At 38.4% G+C, this 17,675-nt stretch carries 15 protein-coding genes and 1 pseudogene; 7 read left to right on the forward strand and 9 right to left on the reverse strand.

What is annotated here, in order from left to right:
- On the reverse strand, window positions 1–1,995 hold the full coding sequence (gene pgaB, locus HYG93_RS02550) for a poly-beta-1,6-N-acetyl-D-glucosamine N-deacetylase PgaB (RefSeq protein ID WP_106985422.1): 1,995 nt from the start codon (window positions 1,993–1,995) through the stop codon (window positions 1–3).
- Between the two features lie 595 nt (window positions 1,996–2,590).
- Here pgaB and HYG93_RS02555 point away from each other — a divergent pair.
- Window positions 2,591–3,799, forward strand: coding sequence for a DUF1615 family protein (locus HYG93_RS02555; RefSeq protein ID WP_120366234.1), 1,209 nt, complete (start codon window positions 2,591–2,593; stop codon window positions 3,797–3,799).
- Window positions 3,766–4,410 carry an HAD-IB family hydrolase gene (locus HYG93_RS02560; protein WP_106985420.1) on the forward strand — a complete coding sequence of 215 codons (645 nt, stop codon included), beginning with the start codon at window positions 3,766–3,768 and terminating at the stop codon, window positions 4,408–4,410. The genes HYG93_RS02555 and HYG93_RS02560 overlap by 34 nt, the downstream gene beginning before the upstream one ends.
- A 93-nt stretch (window positions 4,411–4,503) precedes the next feature.
- On the opposite strand, the gene HYG93_RS02565 is transcribed toward HYG93_RS02560, so the two are convergent.
- Window positions 4,504–5,598, reverse strand: coding sequence for an acyl-CoA desaturase (locus tag HYG93_RS02565; protein WP_106985419.1), 1,095 nt, complete (start codon window positions 5,596–5,598; stop codon window positions 4,504–4,506).
- 15 nt (window positions 5,599–5,613) lie between these two features.
- Window positions 5,614–6,681, reverse strand: coding sequence for a ferredoxin reductase (locus HYG93_RS02570; protein ID WP_120366235.1), 1,068 nt, complete (start codon window positions 6,679–6,681; stop codon window positions 5,614–5,616).
- A gap of 179 nt (window positions 6,682–6,860) precedes the next feature.
- Between HYG93_RS02570 and fabR the strand changes: the two genes are divergently transcribed.
- Window positions 6,861–7,520, forward strand: coding sequence for an HTH-type transcriptional repressor FabR (gene fabR, locus HYG93_RS02575; RefSeq protein ID WP_106985417.1), 660 nt, complete (start codon window positions 6,861–6,863; stop codon window positions 7,518–7,520).
- 17 nt (window positions 7,521–7,537) lie between these two features.
- On the opposite strand, the gene HYG93_RS02580 is transcribed toward fabR, so the two are convergent.
- The 3 genes from HYG93_RS02580 to HYG93_RS02590 form a co-directional block, all read right to left on the reverse strand.
- A complete protein-coding gene (locus HYG93_RS02580; protein WP_106985416.1) occupies window positions 7,538–8,218 on the reverse strand; it encodes a response regulator transcription factor in 681 nt (226 codons plus the stop codon).
- A gap of 251 nt (window positions 8,219–8,469) precedes the next feature.
- Window positions 8,470–9,393, reverse strand: coding sequence for an NPP1 family protein (locus tag HYG93_RS02585; protein ID WP_106985415.1), 924 nt, complete (start codon window positions 9,391–9,393; stop codon window positions 8,470–8,472).
- A gap of 565 nt (window positions 9,394–9,958) precedes the next feature.
- The gene (locus HYG93_RS02590; RefSeq protein WP_106985414.1) at window positions 9,959–10,225 is read right to left on the reverse strand and encodes a PAAR domain-containing protein; all 267 of its coding nucleotides are present in this window, start codon (window positions 10,223–10,225) and stop codon (window positions 9,959–9,961) included.
- 201 nt (window positions 10,226–10,426) lie between these two features.
- On the opposite strand from HYG93_RS02590, the gene HYG93_RS02595 reads away from it, so the two are divergent.
- The 3 genes from HYG93_RS02595 to HYG93_RS02605 all read left to right on the forward strand — a co-directional run bounded on the left by HYG93_RS02595 (window position 10,427) and on the right by HYG93_RS02605 (window position 12,897).
- The gene (locus tag HYG93_RS02595; RefSeq protein ID WP_106985413.1) at window positions 10,427–11,959 is read left to right on the forward strand and encodes a hypothetical protein; all 1,533 of its coding nucleotides are present in this window, start codon (window positions 10,427–10,429) and stop codon (window positions 11,957–11,959) included.
- 114 nt (window positions 11,960–12,073) lie between these two features.
- Window positions 12,074–12,361, forward strand: coding sequence for a hypothetical protein (locus HYG93_RS02600; RefSeq protein ID WP_106985412.1), 288 nt, complete (start codon window positions 12,074–12,076; stop codon window positions 12,359–12,361).
- Window positions 12,362–12,480: 119 nt separating this feature from the next.
- On the forward strand, window positions 12,481–12,897 hold the full coding sequence (locus HYG93_RS02605) for a hypothetical protein (RefSeq protein WP_106985411.1): 417 nt from the start codon (window positions 12,481–12,483) through the stop codon (window positions 12,895–12,897).
- A gap of 46 nt (window positions 12,898–12,943) precedes the next feature.
- On the opposite strand, the gene rapA is transcribed toward HYG93_RS02605, so the two are convergent.
- The 3 genes and pseudogenes from rapA to HYG93_RS02620 form a co-directional block, all read right to left on the reverse strand.
- Entirely contained in the window at window positions 12,944–15,781 is a 2,838-nt protein-coding gene (gene rapA / locus HYG93_RS02610) for an RNA polymerase-associated protein RapA (protein ID WP_106985410.1), read from the reverse strand.
- A 138-nt stretch (window positions 15,782–15,919) separates the two neighbouring features.
- Window positions 15,920–16,564 carry an RluA family pseudouridine synthase gene (locus tag HYG93_RS02615; protein WP_106985409.1) on the reverse strand — a complete coding sequence of 215 codons (645 nt, stop codon included), beginning with the start codon at window positions 16,562–16,564 and terminating at the stop codon, window positions 15,920–15,922.
- A 132-nt stretch (window positions 16,565–16,696) separates the two neighbouring features.
- Window positions 16,697–17,149: pseudogene (locus HYG93_RS02620) on the reverse strand (phosphopantetheine-binding protein); the annotation flags it as partial.
- A gap of 50 nt (window positions 17,150–17,199) precedes the next feature.
- On the opposite strand from HYG93_RS02620, the gene HYG93_RS02625 reads away from it, so the two are divergent.
- On the forward strand, window positions 17,200–17,675 hold a 476-nt coding region (locus HYG93_RS02625), incomplete at its 3' end, for an IS5 family transposase (RefSeq protein ID WP_178961796.1).

The raw sequence follows: 17,675 nt of genomic DNA on the forward strand, positions 1-17,675 counted from the left end.
CTAAGGAATAAGTTTGCTTGATTTCAAATCAAAGGCTTTACGCATTACATGTACATCGGGATGATCTTTAATTGGGTCATCAGGATAATAAGCCACGTGCATCACACCTTGCTCATATAAAGACTGGATGGTTGAAGCCATTTCGTCTGACGGTACTTTTTGATTGGTACGCCAATCCACAGCTTGTAGTTCAAATACGGTTTTCTTTATTCCATTTGGGAATTGTTTGACGCGTTTGACAATGTCTTGATAGAACTTGGCACTGTTCGGTGCTTGCTCCATATAAGGCATGGCCATAATCGCGGTAAAGTCATAACGATTTAGCGATTGTTCAAGTGATTGTGAGTACCAATTTTCTGCATAAGGTTTTAATGCCACTTGTGCATATAAATTCCGTGCAGTTAATAAAAACGGTTGATACTGACGAACTTCTGAAGCCAATTGCATCGCAAAGTTATCAATATATTCGGTTTTAAATGCTGTCCATTTTTGGAGCTGCGCATCATTATTACGAATTGCATTTAAATCTTGTGGCAAACCAATAGACGCATAGGCTTTCATGGCATCTGGGCTAGCATCTTCATAATCCGACAAAGTGGTATCATCATGGAATAACACCCCATTAAATGACGCTGATTTTGCAAGGTCGGTATAGATGCCTGCAATGGTTGCACGGGCATCGGCTGAAAATGGGCTCAAACGGTGATAGCCCATATTTAAATGCTCACCCTCTTTGCTTTGCTGTGTTTCCACCAAATCCTCAGAAACAGGATTCTTTTTTGGTAAATCCCATGCAAGCAGTGGCATCCACGCATAGATACGGCTGACATTGGTACGCGTTTGAATTTGCCACGCAACACGGTTAAATAAATCAGCACGCATTGGTAAATAATGATTTGGGAAATACACCATATCTGCAGAGCCATTGGCATCTGGGTCAGAGAAGGCTTGTAAATAGACGGTATTGACTTTCATCGCCGAAATTCGATCAAGCAAATTCCCTAAATTACGCTCTTGCTGTGCGGGATCTGGATCATAAATATAATCCAAATCAATATGCATAATTTTTTGTGGACGGTTGTTATCGCCTAAGTTCTTCTGACGGTTTTCAATCTCTTGTGCCAATTCAGTCGTCGACATATTACCTTCGACCAAAATACGATTGAGTTGCCCTAAAGACGTTTTCGCAGAATCCGCACCATCATCTAAACTAATCGCAACGGGCATTCCCAATTGTTTTGCAATACTGACCGTCTCCATGTTGTAGCGGCCATAAGGCCATACCATCACACGCGGTGACTTGAGTCCATGTGCAACCAAAAGCTGATTATTGTGTTTTAAATCTTGGGTAATACGCTGCGTATATTGTGCATCAGCTTCATAACTTGATGTTTTAGGATCATATAAACGTGTTACTGCAGCAGGTTCTGAGTTGCCTTGTGGATTGCCTAAAATCCCGCGATGCAGGTTATAACTGTGACTGGCAATTTCAACCAAACCGCTATTTTGCATTTCTTTAAGCTGATCCCACGACAACATATCACTGCGTGGAATTTTTTCATCTGAAAAATCGACTTGAGCGCCCGCTTTTGGCTCCAACCAAGAACCAACCACAGCTAAAACCACTGGAATTTTATGGGCTTTAATTACAGGATAAGCATTTTGATAGAAAGATTCATAGCCATCATCGACAGTCAATAATACAGGCTTAGCTGGCAAAGTTGATTTGCCTTTGTTGGCACTGATCAACTGATCAACGGTAATAAAGTGAAAGCCTTGTTTTTCCAACCACTCAATATGTTGTTGGAACTGTGCTGTGCTAACTGCATATTCTGGAATTAATGCATTTTTGTTGTTGGTGATTTCGTGATAACCAATAACAGTAAGTGTTTTTGTTGTCGCACTATGATTTGGTGTTGCAGCCATTGTGGCTTGATTTGCCAAGCTTGCCACAAGAGAGACAGCGATTAGCGTTTTAAGAAAACGAATTTTCATGGATTATGGCTCAAATATGATTGCGAGAATTGCAGCACACCTTCCAATCATCCATTATTGTAGTTGCTCTACCTAAGCACGGGTGTACTGAATTCCCATGCTTACTTTTTAACAAGACAAGCTGAAAAGAAACTTAAAAAATAAAGGTTTTTAATTATTTTCTTCTGCGTAAATACAGCTCCTGTTCACAAGTTATGCCACACATTTAAGCTCAATCGTGTAAGCCCTTATTTACTCAATATTGACGACAATCTATAAATGTCTGACTAGCCCATAGTAGATGGCAAAATTATTTTTATACCCCACTGATTTTGGAGGGCTAGGCAATATAAATGCATTATGATATTTTTTAAGCGTAGCTCATTGAAAAATATCTATTCTGCACTCACTTAGCTTTAAGTTTAAAGGCTCATTTAATTTGTGTCGTTTTTACTACTTTAGGTATGCCATTTAAGCGCTTCAGTTGAGCACTTATAGCGTTATATATGTGACGTTTTAAGATATGACGCGAAGATAATTGTCATGTTTTTTATGCCGACATAGTATACTGCTAGCGTCAGATAGACCTCCCTTTTCGGAATGTGTTTTCTTCAATATGAAAAAATCTTTTGCTCCAACCTATGGTGTTAAAACGCTTTCTGTTTTAGCACTTTCAATTGGCTTGACCGCATGTGGCAATGGCTCTTGGTGGTCAAACGACAAAGAACCAACGCTTAATGCCGAACAAATTCGTAAAGCCATTCCAGGTCGTGTGCAAGAACGTACATCATGGGCAAAAGACATCTACGACATTACAGAGCACTTGGGCATTCCACAAACCAAAGAGAATGTTTGCACCATTGTAGCTGTGGTAGACCAAGAATCGAATTTTCATGCTGACCCGGAAGTCCCTGGGCTTGGTCAAAAAGCGGTGAAAGAAGTACAAGACCGTTTAGATGAAAAATTTAAAGACAAGTTAGGCGATAAAATTGGTGGCACGATCGCGGGCTATTTCCAAGAAGTACTCAAAACCCAGCCTAGCCCTGAAGATAATTATTTAAGTCAAATGAGCCGTGTTCGTACTGAGCGCCAATTAGATGAGCTATATCGTGAAATATTCGCTTATATGGCAAAACACTATCACGTGAGTGCCCTCACTGGTACAGCCAAACTTTTAGGGCAAGACATCAGTGAAAAAATGAATCCCATCACCACATTAGGTTCAATGCAGGTGTTGGTGACTTATGCCAAAGACAATAAACGTCAAAGTGGCAATATGGCTGACTTACGTACCGACATGTATTCACAATACGGCGGTTTGTACTACGGTATTCACCGTCTCATGATGTACGAAGCAGATTATGACAAACCCATCTATCGCTTCGCAGATTACAACTCGGGCCGATACTCTAGCCGTAATGCCGCTTTCCAAAGTATGTTAAATAAAGTGAGTGGCTCAGATTTAGCATTAGATGGTGATTTACTCCTCTACACTAAAGATGGATCACCTTTGGCAACCAAAAGTTCATCTGAACGTGAATTATTAAAAGCTTTTTCTACAAATGATGTGATCTTAACGCCAAATCAAATTCGTGCTGATTTGAAAAAGGAAAAAGATATTGATTTTGAAAAAACAGCCACTTACCGTGCAGTGACAAAACTTTATCAAGAAAAAACGGGCAAAGAACCGTTTTATGCCATAATGCCTGAAGTTGTTATTTCTGGTCCAAAATTAAGTAGAGACTACAATACTAACTGGTTCGCTTCTCGCGTAAACGGACGCTATCAAACATGTATGAGCCGAATAAAACATTTAAAAATTTAGCCCTTTTTGATTTTGATGGAACCCTGTGTAACAAAGACAGTTTTACAGGGTTTATTTTCTATACGCTATCGAAGCGGCATATTGTACGGCAAGGTTTAAAAATACTGCCTTGGATTCAGGGCTACTATCTTAATATTTACCCTGCACATGCCATGCGTCCAAAGCTCTATCATGCCATGTTTCGTAATACCCATGCAGAGTCGCTCTACCAGCTGGCCAATGACTATGCAAAAGAATTGATTCAACATTTAGATCCTGCTCTTCTACATCAATTAAAATGTCATCAGCAATTGGGTCATCAGGTGGTTTTGGTTTCAGCATCTATCGACATTTACTTAAAGCCAATTTGTGAATTACTGGGCATTGAGCTGATTTGTAGCGAAGTTGAAATCCACAATCAGAAGATGACTGGGCGATACCAAACTCAAGATTGTAGCAATGAACAGAAAAAAATCCGCATTTTAGAAAAATACAACCTGCATGACTATGACAGCATCTATGCTTACGGCAATAGCGATGAAGACCTTGCAATGCTCAGCCTTGCAGACTTTCCATTTATGGTTGGTCAAGCACAAAGCTTGCCTGAATTAAATCTGGCACGATCTGCTTAACTCTCTTACCTGAATAAAATAGTTTCTACTCAGCACAAAATCCGACCATAAAAAAACCTGCATCAGCAGGTTTTTTTATCACTCATCAAGCAATTACTTTTTAAATGGGAACGCATATTTCACAATACGTTTGAGCACGCTTCCATACTGTTTTACTAAGCTTGCATTGTTATAGTTCAAACCATATTTTTCACATACAGCCTGTACTTTAGGTGCCATTTTACGGTAACGACGCGCAGGTACATCTGGGTACAAATGATGCTCAATTTGATGGCTGAGGTGCCCTGTCAAAATGTGAAATGCTTCTGAACCTGTCAGGTTTGAAGAACCACGAATTTGACGCATGTACCAATGGCCACGGCTTTCATTTTCCAGTACTTTTTTCGGGAAAACTTCAACATCTTTGGTAAAGTGACCACAGAAAATAATACTAAAGGTCCAAATATTACGAATACCATTGGCCACCAAGTTACCTGTAAATACAGGTAAAGCTGCAGGGCCTGCAATCAATGGGAAAAACACGTAATCTTTAAACAATTGCTTGCCAATTTTGGCTTGCATTGGCTTCCATTCTTCTTGGGTCTGTTCTTTGCTCTTACGCCCCTTGAAGTATTTGCCCAATTCAAGGTTTTGAATGGCTACGCCCCATTGGAATAACAAGCAAAATGGAATGCTATAAATCGGTTGCAATAGATAACCAGGCTTCCAACGTTGCTCTGGGAACAAACGAACTAGGCCATAACCAATGTCATCATCCATACCCTTAATATTGGTATAGGTATGATGTTTAAAGTTATGTGTTTGACGCCAGTTATCTGCTGTACCTACGATGTCCCATTCATAAGTTTGGCCATTAAACTTCGGATCGTTCATCCAGTCATATTGACCATGCATGACATTGTGGCCCAATTCCATGTTTTCCATGATTTTAGCAAAACCCAATAAACCTGTACCAAGTACCCATGCTGGCGGAAACCATCCCGCAAACAATAACGCACGGCCCGCAAATGATGCGTAGCGGATTGTTGCATACACACGGCGGATATATTGGGCATCTTTTTCGCCAAGATCATCCAAAACTTCTTGCTTAATCGCATCAAGCTCACGTGCAAGTTCATCTAACTGACTTTGCGTCAATTCGCTATTTTTTGGGTTTTTAAAATATTCAAATTTTACAGGCATATTCATCGCAATGGTCCTACCTTATAAATCAATGACAAGATCAGACTGAGCTGAGTTCACACAAATTTTGAGCAAGTTGCCAGGTTCAGTGTTTTGCGCACCATTCACCATATTTTTGGTTGAACCTTCGGCTTTGTTACAGGCACATTTATTACAAATACCCATACGGCAACCATGTTTTGGTTTGATGTTTTGTTGCTCTAAAGCCACTAAAATAGATTGGCCTTTTGGAATGCTCAGCACTTTATTTGATTGTGTGAGTGTTACATTCACAAAGCCAATATCATCATTCGCCATTAAGCTCATGCTAAATGCTTCACTTTTGAAGGACTGCGCATGTGAAAAAAGCTGTTCTGCGATAGAGACAAAACCTGATGGTCCACAAGCATATACGGTGCTCTTTTCTACATCAGTCAATTGCTCTACATGGCTTGCATTTAAACGCGAATCAGCAACATCTTCTTGGGTATAAAAAATTTGATAACTAAAGGCCGGATGCTTAGACGCTAACTTTTCAAAGCGTTCAACAAAAGCAGCATCACTTTGTTTTTTCACCCAATACATTAAGTGAACTGGCTGATCTTTCAGTTGATTCTGCTTGGCCATATCTTTAAGCAGACTCAGCATAGGTGTTATACCACTTCCTGCTGCCAGTAATACTAAAGGTTGGTTCATCGCATGAATAACCATGTCACCAAAAGGTGCTCCAAACTCAACCAAGTCACCAGTCTGAGCGCGCTCAGCCAACCATGTGCTGACTTTACCACCTTGTAGGGTTTTTACCGTGAGCAATACATGTTGCGCATCGAGCTTGGTTAAACTATATGTACGTTCATAGCGAATACCATCAACCACAGCAAAAACTGGATGATGCTGTCCAGCCTGCCCAAACTTAAAATGACGATTCACCTGAATAGTTAGACTAACCATTCCTTCAGCGGCAGTATCCTTCTGCACAACTTTACCTAAAGCTTTGTTGCTCGACCAAAGTGGGTTCACTTTTTGAAGCCAAAAATTAATGGCATTTAGATCTAACACACTGTCTGTAATGAAGCTTAAAGGAGATTTTGCTTTAGCAAGAACATGCATAGTCATCTACATCTCATGGATTTTGTAATTATTATACACATGTATATATATCTGTATATATATTTGCGCATAAATTATTCACATCCAAAATACTATTAAGCTCAAGTCAATCTATGTTAAGGTTTCTTATCCTTTGAAAGACATGGCATCTGTCTGCCTTGAATACGAATATAGACACTATGCTCCAAGAACAAACGCAACCTGAAATTACCCATACCGTTCGCAATGTAGGACGCAAAGCGACCATTACAAAAGACGAACTCTTTCAAGCGGCACTTAATTTAATTGGGCCTCAGAAAAGTATCGCCTCTTTAAGTTTGCGTGAAGTCGCACGTGAGGCAGGTATTGCCCCAAATAGTTTTTATCGTCATTTTAAAGATATTGATGAACTGGCAATTGAATTGATTGATCGCGCGGGTGTGGTACTTCGTCAAATTTTGCATGAAGCACGCCTAAAAGCCTCTAAGCAAAACAGTATTATTCGCAGTTCTGTTGAAGTGTTTATACAGCAGCTTGATGCAGACACAGGCAATTTAAGTTTGCTCCTGCGTGAAGGTTATACAGGTTCATTTTCATATAAAAAAGCAGTTGAACGTCAATTGAACTTTTTTCAACAAGAGTTGAGAGAAGATTTAATCGTGTTGGAAAAACTAAATAACAGCAAGCTGTCCCACCCAGATATTGCAGCCAAAGCCATTACACAGCTGGTGTTTAATATGGGGGCTAAAGTTATTGATATGCCTACAAATGAACGAACTGAAGTGGCCGAGCAAACAATGATTATGATTCGAATGATCTTAGAAGGTGCTCGTCAATTAGATGAGGCAAAAATACGTTAAAAGATCGATCATGTAGCCTAATGGATTAACCCAATCTGTTTGGCTGCATGAATTGCTTTTGTTCGAGAATTTACCGCTAATTTTTGATAAATATTTCTCACATGTACATCCACCGTATATTTTGAAATATTTAGTTCCACGCCAATTTCACGATTGCTTAGTCCTGTAGCAACACAGTCTAGTATTTCTTTTTCTCTTGCTGATAAATTTATATCATTGTGCTCATCGTGTTCTAATTCAGGCACTAAACTTTGAGTTAAATGGTTTAAAATTTTCTTTGCAATCACAGGATCAATAATTGCGCCACCTTTGAGCATGGTTCTTATAGAAAACATGAGTTCAAAGTCATCTTTTTCTTTTAATACATAGCCTGAGGCTCCTACGCGTAAAGCTTTATAAATCACCTCAAACGTATTCCATGAAGAGAGCACCATAATTGGAACACTACTGGCTATTTTCCCTCGTATACTTTTTATAAAATCTATGCCATTGCCATCGGGCAGTTTTAAATCTACCAACATAAATTTTATCGCATTTGCACGACAAATTTGTTTTGCAAAATCAATGGTCTGAGCATAAAAAACATCATCATCTCTATAACCAAAAGTTTTTAATATTTTAGAAACTCTCAATTGATGGACTGGGTCATCCTCTAAAACCAGCAACGGTTTTAATAAGCTAAAATTCAAATCAATCATTGTTAACATTCAATCATTTTTTTTAATTTTTTATTATTTTTAGATCAAACACCATCCCTATAAATAGTTATTTTTAAACAATATATTCTACAAATCACTCATCATATCAGCTGTATATTGTGATAAAATTCATGTTTTTTAATAATAAGATACATTTAAACTGAATAAGATGAAGCAAGACCCCGTATAACTGGCATGATTTAAGCCAGTTATACTTGATGATAAATTGATTATAAAATCTCAATTTAAAATTATTCTTCTATATTTTTTATGCTACATTTTTTAGAACTTCCAATAAAATCTACGCCACTATTCACAATAGCTTTAGGTCGCGCACACTGAATCCACTGTAAATCATTGACACGAGGTACAGCTGTTTCAAATTTTTGATGTGCAAAAAAATCATCAAAACTTGAATACTTTGGATCTAAATTTTGAGCACTTGGCGTATATTTTTTATTTAACTCTCGAATATCGACCAGTTGAGAAGCTTTGAGACCAAACCATTCATTATTAGGTGTTGGATGGGCATTATTCACCACATGATTTTTATCTGCACCAGCAAAGCCCATACTATGTGTACCAAGATTAGAGATATATTTCACAGCAAAAACATTGGATTGATCTTTTAAGTGTGGTGCTTTCTCAATCTTTTTATAGCGCGTCTCATCATGACGGCTAATACTTAAATAAATAGGCTTATCATTTTCCATCCATAAAACAGCATGTTCCCAATCATGAATATGACCAAATGCACCCACATCATGTACAGTATATAAACCAAATACACGTGCTTTATATTTGGGATTATTCGTAGATTGCACTTCATTATAAAGAATATATGAATAATCTAATTGATTATTAAATTGACATACATCCTTATAGCCTTTAAAAAAATTTGTTGTACCACTAATACCCGAATTTTTTTGAATATATTGATCCGTTTTATTTTGATAAAATGGCGATGACGCTAAACAACCAGAATCACTAAATGAAAATGCAACGCGCCCCTGATCAATATTTTCAGGCGCTTTTAATACTTCAGGAAGACTATAACAAGCGCGATCATCATTTTTACATTTTTTTGTTGACCAATCTGGCTTTGCATAGATGTGTGCAGATAATGAAAATAAGGTACAACCCAATAGAATTGAAATACTGTTGATATTTTTCATAACATGAAACTCTCTTAAATAATCTCATGTTTAAAAATATGACTTAGCCTAAAAGAGCACAATACTTAAAAATTGGTATTATATTTATATTAATAAAAAATTAAGATTCATAAAATGATAAATAATACAAGAAATTAACCATAAACCAAAAAATCATCACAAATTAAAATAAACAACTTCATTATAATTAATTTGATCACAGCAGATGAAATAAAACATTTAGCTACTATACAAAATTACCATCTATAACGTTCTTTCTAAAAATCAAAAAAATGGTCATTAATTGACACTTAAAATATCAATAAAATTTCAAAGATGTTCTATATATAGATTAAAAATTCCCAAGCCTGAATTTAAAAGTCAAAAAGAGCGATCAATCCACTCTATTTGAACTAATAAACGCATGCTTGTATTCATTCAATCTTAGTATAAAAATGCTGTGGTATCTTACTTAGATAAACTTGTCGTATTAACTCAAATATATCTTCACAATGAATATTTTCAAACTAAAAACCAATCATGACCAATATCTAAGAAAGATGAGCTGTAATGTATTTTGAGCTTTTTATTTAGCGGATACCACCATCGCTTGTTGTGGTAAAAAGCTTGCTCCACATGTGGTTTTATCTCCTGCAACAACAACTGCTCGACCTTTCACTGTGGTAGATTGATCTGCTGCGGTCGCTGCCACTACAGATTTACATTTCGGACAAAAATGCTTCATCCCTGCAAGATGTACAGCAATGCCATTGATGGTAAAAGAGCTTTCAACTTCAGTGACTACACCACCATGTGAAGTTTTGGCGCCAAGAGTAATGAGTGCTTTAGACATTGTTATTATTTTTCATGTTATTTTCGGTAGGCTAATTTTAGCGCAAGATTATAAAAATCGCCACTGCTTCCTTTCGACATGAATATTGTCCAAAAACTGGGTACATCTGCAAAATTTCATGTCTTGCACAGAGATAAGTTTACCTTATAGCCTCAAATCGATTACATTAAATGCAGTATCTCAAAATATGAGTATTGACTGATGAATGAATGTAACACACAAGAAATACAAGAGTTTTTTCAATTATTTCAAAACACTTTAAACGACATTCAAATTCATCATAACGAAACAATAGCTAGCCTACATTTCGGTCCTATTTTTGCCTTGCAACCGCAATGCAATGAACAGCACTCTTGGCAAATTTGCGCTTTTTATCAATCAATATCCGCAACCAACCCGCTTACTGAAATTGAATATTTTTTAAATCGTCTACTCTCAGCTAGACATATTATGCAACAGAACATTCATGACTTATTTGCACTGATCGCACACTATTGCCAAGCACAATATAAAGATCAGCCACAAAAGAAACTGTTTGCGCTCTACCGTCAAGTGTATTCATATTTTTTTGATGCCACCGCCATAAGCCCATCCCCAAAACAGCCAGTAGTTGCAATTGAACAAACACAGATTGAGAGTTGTAAACAGCAACTACAGACGCTGGCGGCACAATTAAAAGTGATGATCCTAGATAAACTCTTAGATCCAACCACTGCTACATGGTTTCAACACGTTGAGAGCCATTTTAATTTGCAGGCCTATGGTCATTTTAATCATAAGCTCAGCCCTCATTTAGATCACTTAAAACGCTGGGAACAAGAGAATCCGAACCGACTCTATTGGTTTCTTTTACGGCAAGACTTTAACCATGTCGATGACCCAAGTTATTTTAGTTATACACATTTAATTCAGCTCTGTTATTTAAATGCCCCTTTATTTCGCCATAAAGGTCAAATTAAGCAGCTATTTGCCCAACCTTCTGAACAATTTATAGCCATCTTAAAACTGGTCTTTTCTACACACACAAAAAAAGCGTATGCCTCGCAGATTATTTTTAACTTGATTCCACACTTAGATACTCCAGAGCAACTGTTGAATCTGAGCGTAATATTACTCAATAGTGATGAACCGCTGTACGAGCAATATATCGCACAATATAGTCATGCACTGGCTTTGAACTTATACATTCTAAACAATAGCCATCTCTTTTTTCATGAAGTTGATTTATCCCTGAATGATTTTATTTATGGCAAGCAGATTCAGGGAACGGAATATACACAATTGCCAAATATTGCTTTGATTCACCCTGCAACAACTGCACAAAGCTTGATTCGTCATAGTGCAATTTGGCACAAAAAAAGCCAACACATACACGTATCCAATACCCCTTTTGACTTTAAAGCCAGCACATTTGTACTGCATGAATGTACCTTTGAGTTAATTTGTAATAGCAAAGAATTAATGGCTGAAGCTGCTGAAATGGAGCATTGCATACTCAGCTTTGTACAAGCCATACATGATGAAAAATATTATTGCTTTCGAGTGCGCTGGCATGATTTCAGAGGCACTTTAGGTTTACGTTATAACAAGGAATATTTTAAATATGAATTCCATCAACTTACAGGAAAATCCAATGCTTTAGCACCCGAATATGTCATTCGAGTTGCACAGGCTTTTAGTCAGTATCTTACGGTAGAAGATATCTATTTTGACAATTCAATGATTGCAGCATAAATTCTTTATGATGTGATTCAAGCGTCAATATACGACGCTAAATAGTCGCTAAATTGTGAACACACTTTATAATACAGTGATAAATAAAAACATAACACCGCAAGGGAATAAACCATGACACAACCAGATCCAGCAGAGCAATTTATTCTCAATATTCGCCAAACTCTCAATTACGATTGGAACCCTATTGGTGTTGGAGATTCACCTGAATTACAAGATGAATATGACAGCTATATCGATGGACTTCTTGATATTTTAGATGATGAACATGCATCTGTAGATGCCTTAAAAGATTACCTTATACTGATAGAAAATGAACAAATGGGATTAAAACCTGATTCAAATAAGGCACAAAAAGTAGCTGAAAAACTCTGGCAACATTTTGAAAGTTTTATTGCATAACACCTAAACACCCGCCTCTTAACTCATTTAAGGGGCGTTTAATACAGCAATATGTAACACGCGTAGTGACTAGGTTATGCTTCATTTCTCTTAATATTTTACAATTTTAGGGTTTAGCCATGCGCTTTTTAGATGATTTCAACACTGAACAAAAAGATCACCAAATTCACTTAGACCTAAGTTTGTCAGACACAGATCTACACAAAACCTTATTCAATGATTGTGTTGAGCGACAACCTGAAGTCCTTGTTGCTCATGGTATAGAAGCCGATCATGTTCTTCGTTTATTAGCCCCCCTCAGCATTCATTGTGGCGCTATTGCACTGCAACATCCAACTTTTAAGCACGTGAATATAGAGCAGCTTAACTCACAGTATGGCGTGATCATTCAATTAGATCCTGAGCATCCACATTATGAGTCGTTAAATCAGCGCTTTACCATTATTCCTCCGGTTGAGGACTTTGAGCAAGCAGTTCAGTTTCTTAAAAATACCTACATGCTCTCTCCTATTGATCCTAAAGACTTTATTGATTAAAAAAAAGCACCCGAAGGTGCTTTTAATTTTTTTGCATTATTGCTTCTTATGGTTTAACCACGACCATCACTTGAATCGCTTCTGGCGTTACAGATAAACCATCTAATAACGTTAAACCTTCTTTCTGCAATTTTTGCAAACGTGCAATTTCATCTTCACGGATGCTTGGGTTAAATTGCTTTAAGTAAGTCAAACGATCAATTTCATACTGCCATTTATTACCATACACTTCTTTGGCTTGTTGCTTGAAGTTTGGTAATGCTGCTTTGGCAATATCCAAAGCTTGGTTATAACGCGCTTCAATCACATCGCGACGTGCTTTAACAACTTGGCGACAGCTGTTGCCATCCAAATGATGTAAATATGGCTTCAAGATTTCAGGCGCAATTTTCTGCGATAGGTCTTGACCTTTTTCACTCAGCAATACACGCACTAGCTGTTGTGGCAAGCTTGATGGTAAATTCAATGCTTTAGGTGCAATCACATCAACCTTAAACCAAACTTCAATCAATACTGAACCTTGCGGTAAAGCAGCTGACTTTAATACCGCGACATTGGTGCTACCAAAGCCTTGAGTATTAATCATCTCCATTACGCTTTCAGTAAATGGATGCTCTAGGGTTAAATACTGTGCATCTTCACGCAATTGTGCTTGATCACGATAGAACGTTGCAGTCATGCCTTCTTCATCTAAAGTCAGACCTTGAACTTGCATTTGATCAGTCGGCTTAATAATGACTGTGCCATTGCTTTGCTCATCAAAATCGATGTTTGTAGACGCCATAAAACGCTTCATAAACATTGGCAAAGTAGTGTTGTCATCATAGTCTTCAAGCGCAGTCACAATTTCTTGTGCCACAATCGGACGGCAAGAGTTGTACTCTAGCAAACGGTCACGACCTGCCTGAAGCTCTGCTTCTAATGCTTCACGCTGTACAGATACTTCTTCAAGTAAATCTTCAAATTGCTGACCTAAATCTGCCAATAGGCAATCTTTAAGTTGCACAATAAAGTTTTCTTGTAAAGTTTGTGCGGTTGGCGAGATATTGCTGAAAATATTCAAGCCTTCGTTATACCAACGGAACATACGTTCTTGCGCTGTGCCAATCAAGTATGGCACATGAATCTGAATACGGTTTTCTTGACCGATACGATCTAAACGACCGATACGCTGTTCTAATACGTCTGGGTTAGCTGGTAAATCGAATAACACTAAATCAGAGGCAAACTGGAAGTTACGACCTTCTGAACCAATTTCTGAACACAGTAAAATTTGTGCACCGTATGACTCTTCTGCAAAGTAAGCCGCCGCTTGGTCACGCTCAAGCAAGCTCATGCCTTCATGGAACATGGCTGTACGTACACCCGCGTGTAGACGAAGTACATTCTCTAGCGCTTCAACCACTGGACCACTACGTGCGATTAATAACACTTTATTGTGTTTTAAATCTGTGCGCAGTTTTTCCATTAACCACATCACACGTGGGTCATGTTCCATCCAAGCACCATCAAGCTGTGCTTCTTCAGGCCACATTTGCTCACGCAATTTACCATCTTTAGACCAGTTTTCTGGTGCTGTTAATGGCGCTGGCTGACAATCACGGCCTGGGAAACCTTGAATCGCTTCACGTGTATTACGGAATAAAATACGACCTGTACCGTGGCGATCTAAAATTTCGTGAATTGCACGGAAACGTTGCTCTGGCGTATCATCAATACGTTGGCCAAGTAAAACTTCAACCGCGTCTAAATGTACCGCTTCTAATGGAAAATCTGACATCAACACTTCTGCAATTTTTGCAGTTTGTTGATATTGCTCTTCTTCATCTAAGAAACGATCAAGCGAATTAAAACGTGATGGATCAAGCAAACGCAGACGTGCAAAATGGCTTTCTACACCTAATTGCTCTGGTGTTGCTGTTAATAGCAATACACCCGCCGTCTGCTGTGCCAATTCTTCAATTAAGTCGTAACGGTCGTTACCGCCATCTTCTTCATTCCACATCAAATGATGTGCTTCATCGACCACCAACAAATCAAAACCTGCTTCAAGTGCTTGTTCACGTAGGTCATCGTGGTCAATCATCAAGTCAACAGAAGCAATAATGCGTTGTTCTGTTAAGAATGGATTTAAGTCTGGATCGTGTTCTTTAATAGATGCCGTGCGAGTCAAATCAAACAATGAGAACTCGAGATTAAAACGGCGACGCATTTCAATCATCCACTGGTACTGTAGTGAATCTGGCACCAACACCAAAATACGTTCAGAACGGCCCGTTTTCAGCTGCTGGTGAATGATTAAACCGGCTTCAATGGTTTTACCTAAACCGACTTCATCTGCCAAAAGTACACGCGGTGCAAAACGCTTACCCACTTCATGCGCAATGTACAGCTGATGCGGAATTAAACCGACACGTGAACCCACCAAACCACGTAATGGACTCGCTTTCATATTGGCTTGCATAAGCAATGCTTCAATACGTAAGTCATACCATTCTTTATAATCGACTTGGCTGGCCAATAAACGATCAAGCGGTTTAGACAGCTGAATATTCGCACCAATACGCGTTTCATTCAGTGCTTTACGTTCTTCTGTACCATCCTGAAGCTGGCGAATTACGTTATAACGGAGCACCCCATGACGGTCTTCTACAGATTCAACGGTCCAAGTCGAGCCTTCTTGATCTTGTAATTCATCGCCTGAGTTAAAAACAATACGAGATAAAGGCGCATTGTGGCGTGCATAGACGCGAGTCTCGTCGCTTTTGGGGAATAAAATGCTGATAGATCGCTCATCTACATCAATGAGAACTCCTAAACCAAGTTCTGTTTCTGTGTCCGACAACCAACGCTGACCAATAGCAAACTGCTGCAATTTTTCCACCTTTATCTTGAATTGAGGCTATATATTTTAAAACTCAAACACTGTTTGATATTTGAGCAAAAAATAGCACCTTTTAGCAATATATTTTGACATAAAGCTCACCAAAATGTGAGCCTAATAACCGAAGTTGTTTAAACCTTAAAACGGCATAGGACAAATAAATTCTACGTCTTGTTCAGTTTTAGGATGCTTAAAGCTTAATTGCGCCGCATGCAGACATAAACGTGATGACAGCGCCTGTTGTTCTGGGCTTGCATATAAGGTATCCCCAATAATTGGATGACCCAAATACTGCATGTGTACACGTAATTGATGCGAACGCCCTGTAATTGGCGTCAAAATTACCCGCGTCACAGGAGAGCCGTTAATTTCAAACTGTTCAGCAACCTTCCAATACGTTAAAGCTGGCTTATTGTGTTCTGGCGCAGCAATATGTAAAGGTGGATGTTCTGGATCATAAATCACAGGGACATCGACAGTACCTTCACCATGCAAATGGCCTGCCACAATCGCTTGATAGGTTTTGGAGGTTTGACGTTCTTGAAACTGACGGGAGATGCGGTTTTGACCCAACTTAGAGAGCGCAAAAACCAAAATACCTGAGGTATCGCGGTCTAAGCGATGAATCAGTAATGTTTTGGGTTCTGCTTGAACTAAGCGATTGATTAAGCAGTCCTGTAGATCTGCGGTTTTTCCTGGTACGGTGAGCAAGCCTGCTGGCTTATGAATCACCATAAAATCTTCATCACGATGAATTAAATGTTCTGTTAGAAAATTATTCAATGTTCAATCCAGGCCAATCGTGAAAACAAGGGCGCAATAATAAAAAGCTTAGCCAAGAAATACAATGCGAAAAGTCTTATTTCCCGATGATTTTTCCGATTTTATAAAAAATAAATTTCAATTCATCAAAAATTAAATTTTAGCTTGCAAAATTTTGAGTAATTCAACCACAGTTGCATGCTGCCAAAAACTTTCATAGCTAATATTTGCACCATTAGCACGCCATAAGCCCACTAGGCTAACCATCGCAACAGAGTCTAGGCCATAGCTACGTAAATCGGTTAATGGATCTATCTCCAACGCATCCATATCCAGCTGTTCTGCAATTGCCAGTAATATGCCTTTTGCCGATAAAACCCATTCTGCTGGTGCAGATAAATTCCAAAGTCGCATTAAGCTGTAGCTATTCATGTGGTGAATACCTTGCTCTGACATAGAATCTACCCATTGAATATGCTGTTCTTGACTATTGAGCATCAGCGCATCATCCACTACACAGATTTGCTCTGTTACGCTATATAGATGCGGTAAAATCTGTTTCAGCATAGGCGTTATTTCGCCAGCAAAAATCAGTTGCGGATGGCTTTGTTGCACAAACCTATCGTTAAGGGCTTATTCCACAATATAATTTCCAAATGAACAAGCCTGCACCTAAAATTTATCGTACCACCAATTGGTCTTCTTATAATCGAGCATTAATAAATCGAGGAAATATTTCAATTTGGTTTGACACTAAGACTCAATGGTATGCGCAGCCAAAAGGCAAGCATGGACGAAATCAAACTTATTCCAACACCGCCATCCAATGCTGTCTAATGATTAAATCTTTATTTCGCCTTTCTTTACGTATGGTCACAGGTTTTGTTCAAAGTCTGATTAAACTCTGTGGATTAAATTGGACAGCACCAGATTACAGTACGCTTTGCAGAAGACAAAAACATATTGATATTGCGATTAGTTATCAAAAAAGCAGTGGTGGGCTTAACTTGCTGGTAGACTCTACCGGTCTAAAGTTTTTAGGTGAAGGTGAATGGAAAAGGAAGAAACATCAGCCTGAATATCGTCGTCAATGGCGTAAATTACATATTGGTATAGATGCTAAAACTCTCCA

Source organism: Acinetobacter sp. SwsAc6, from assembly GCF_013391565.1.
Taxonomy (GTDB): domain Bacteria; phylum Pseudomonadota; class Gammaproteobacteria; order Pseudomonadales; family Moraxellaceae; genus Acinetobacter; species Acinetobacter cumulans.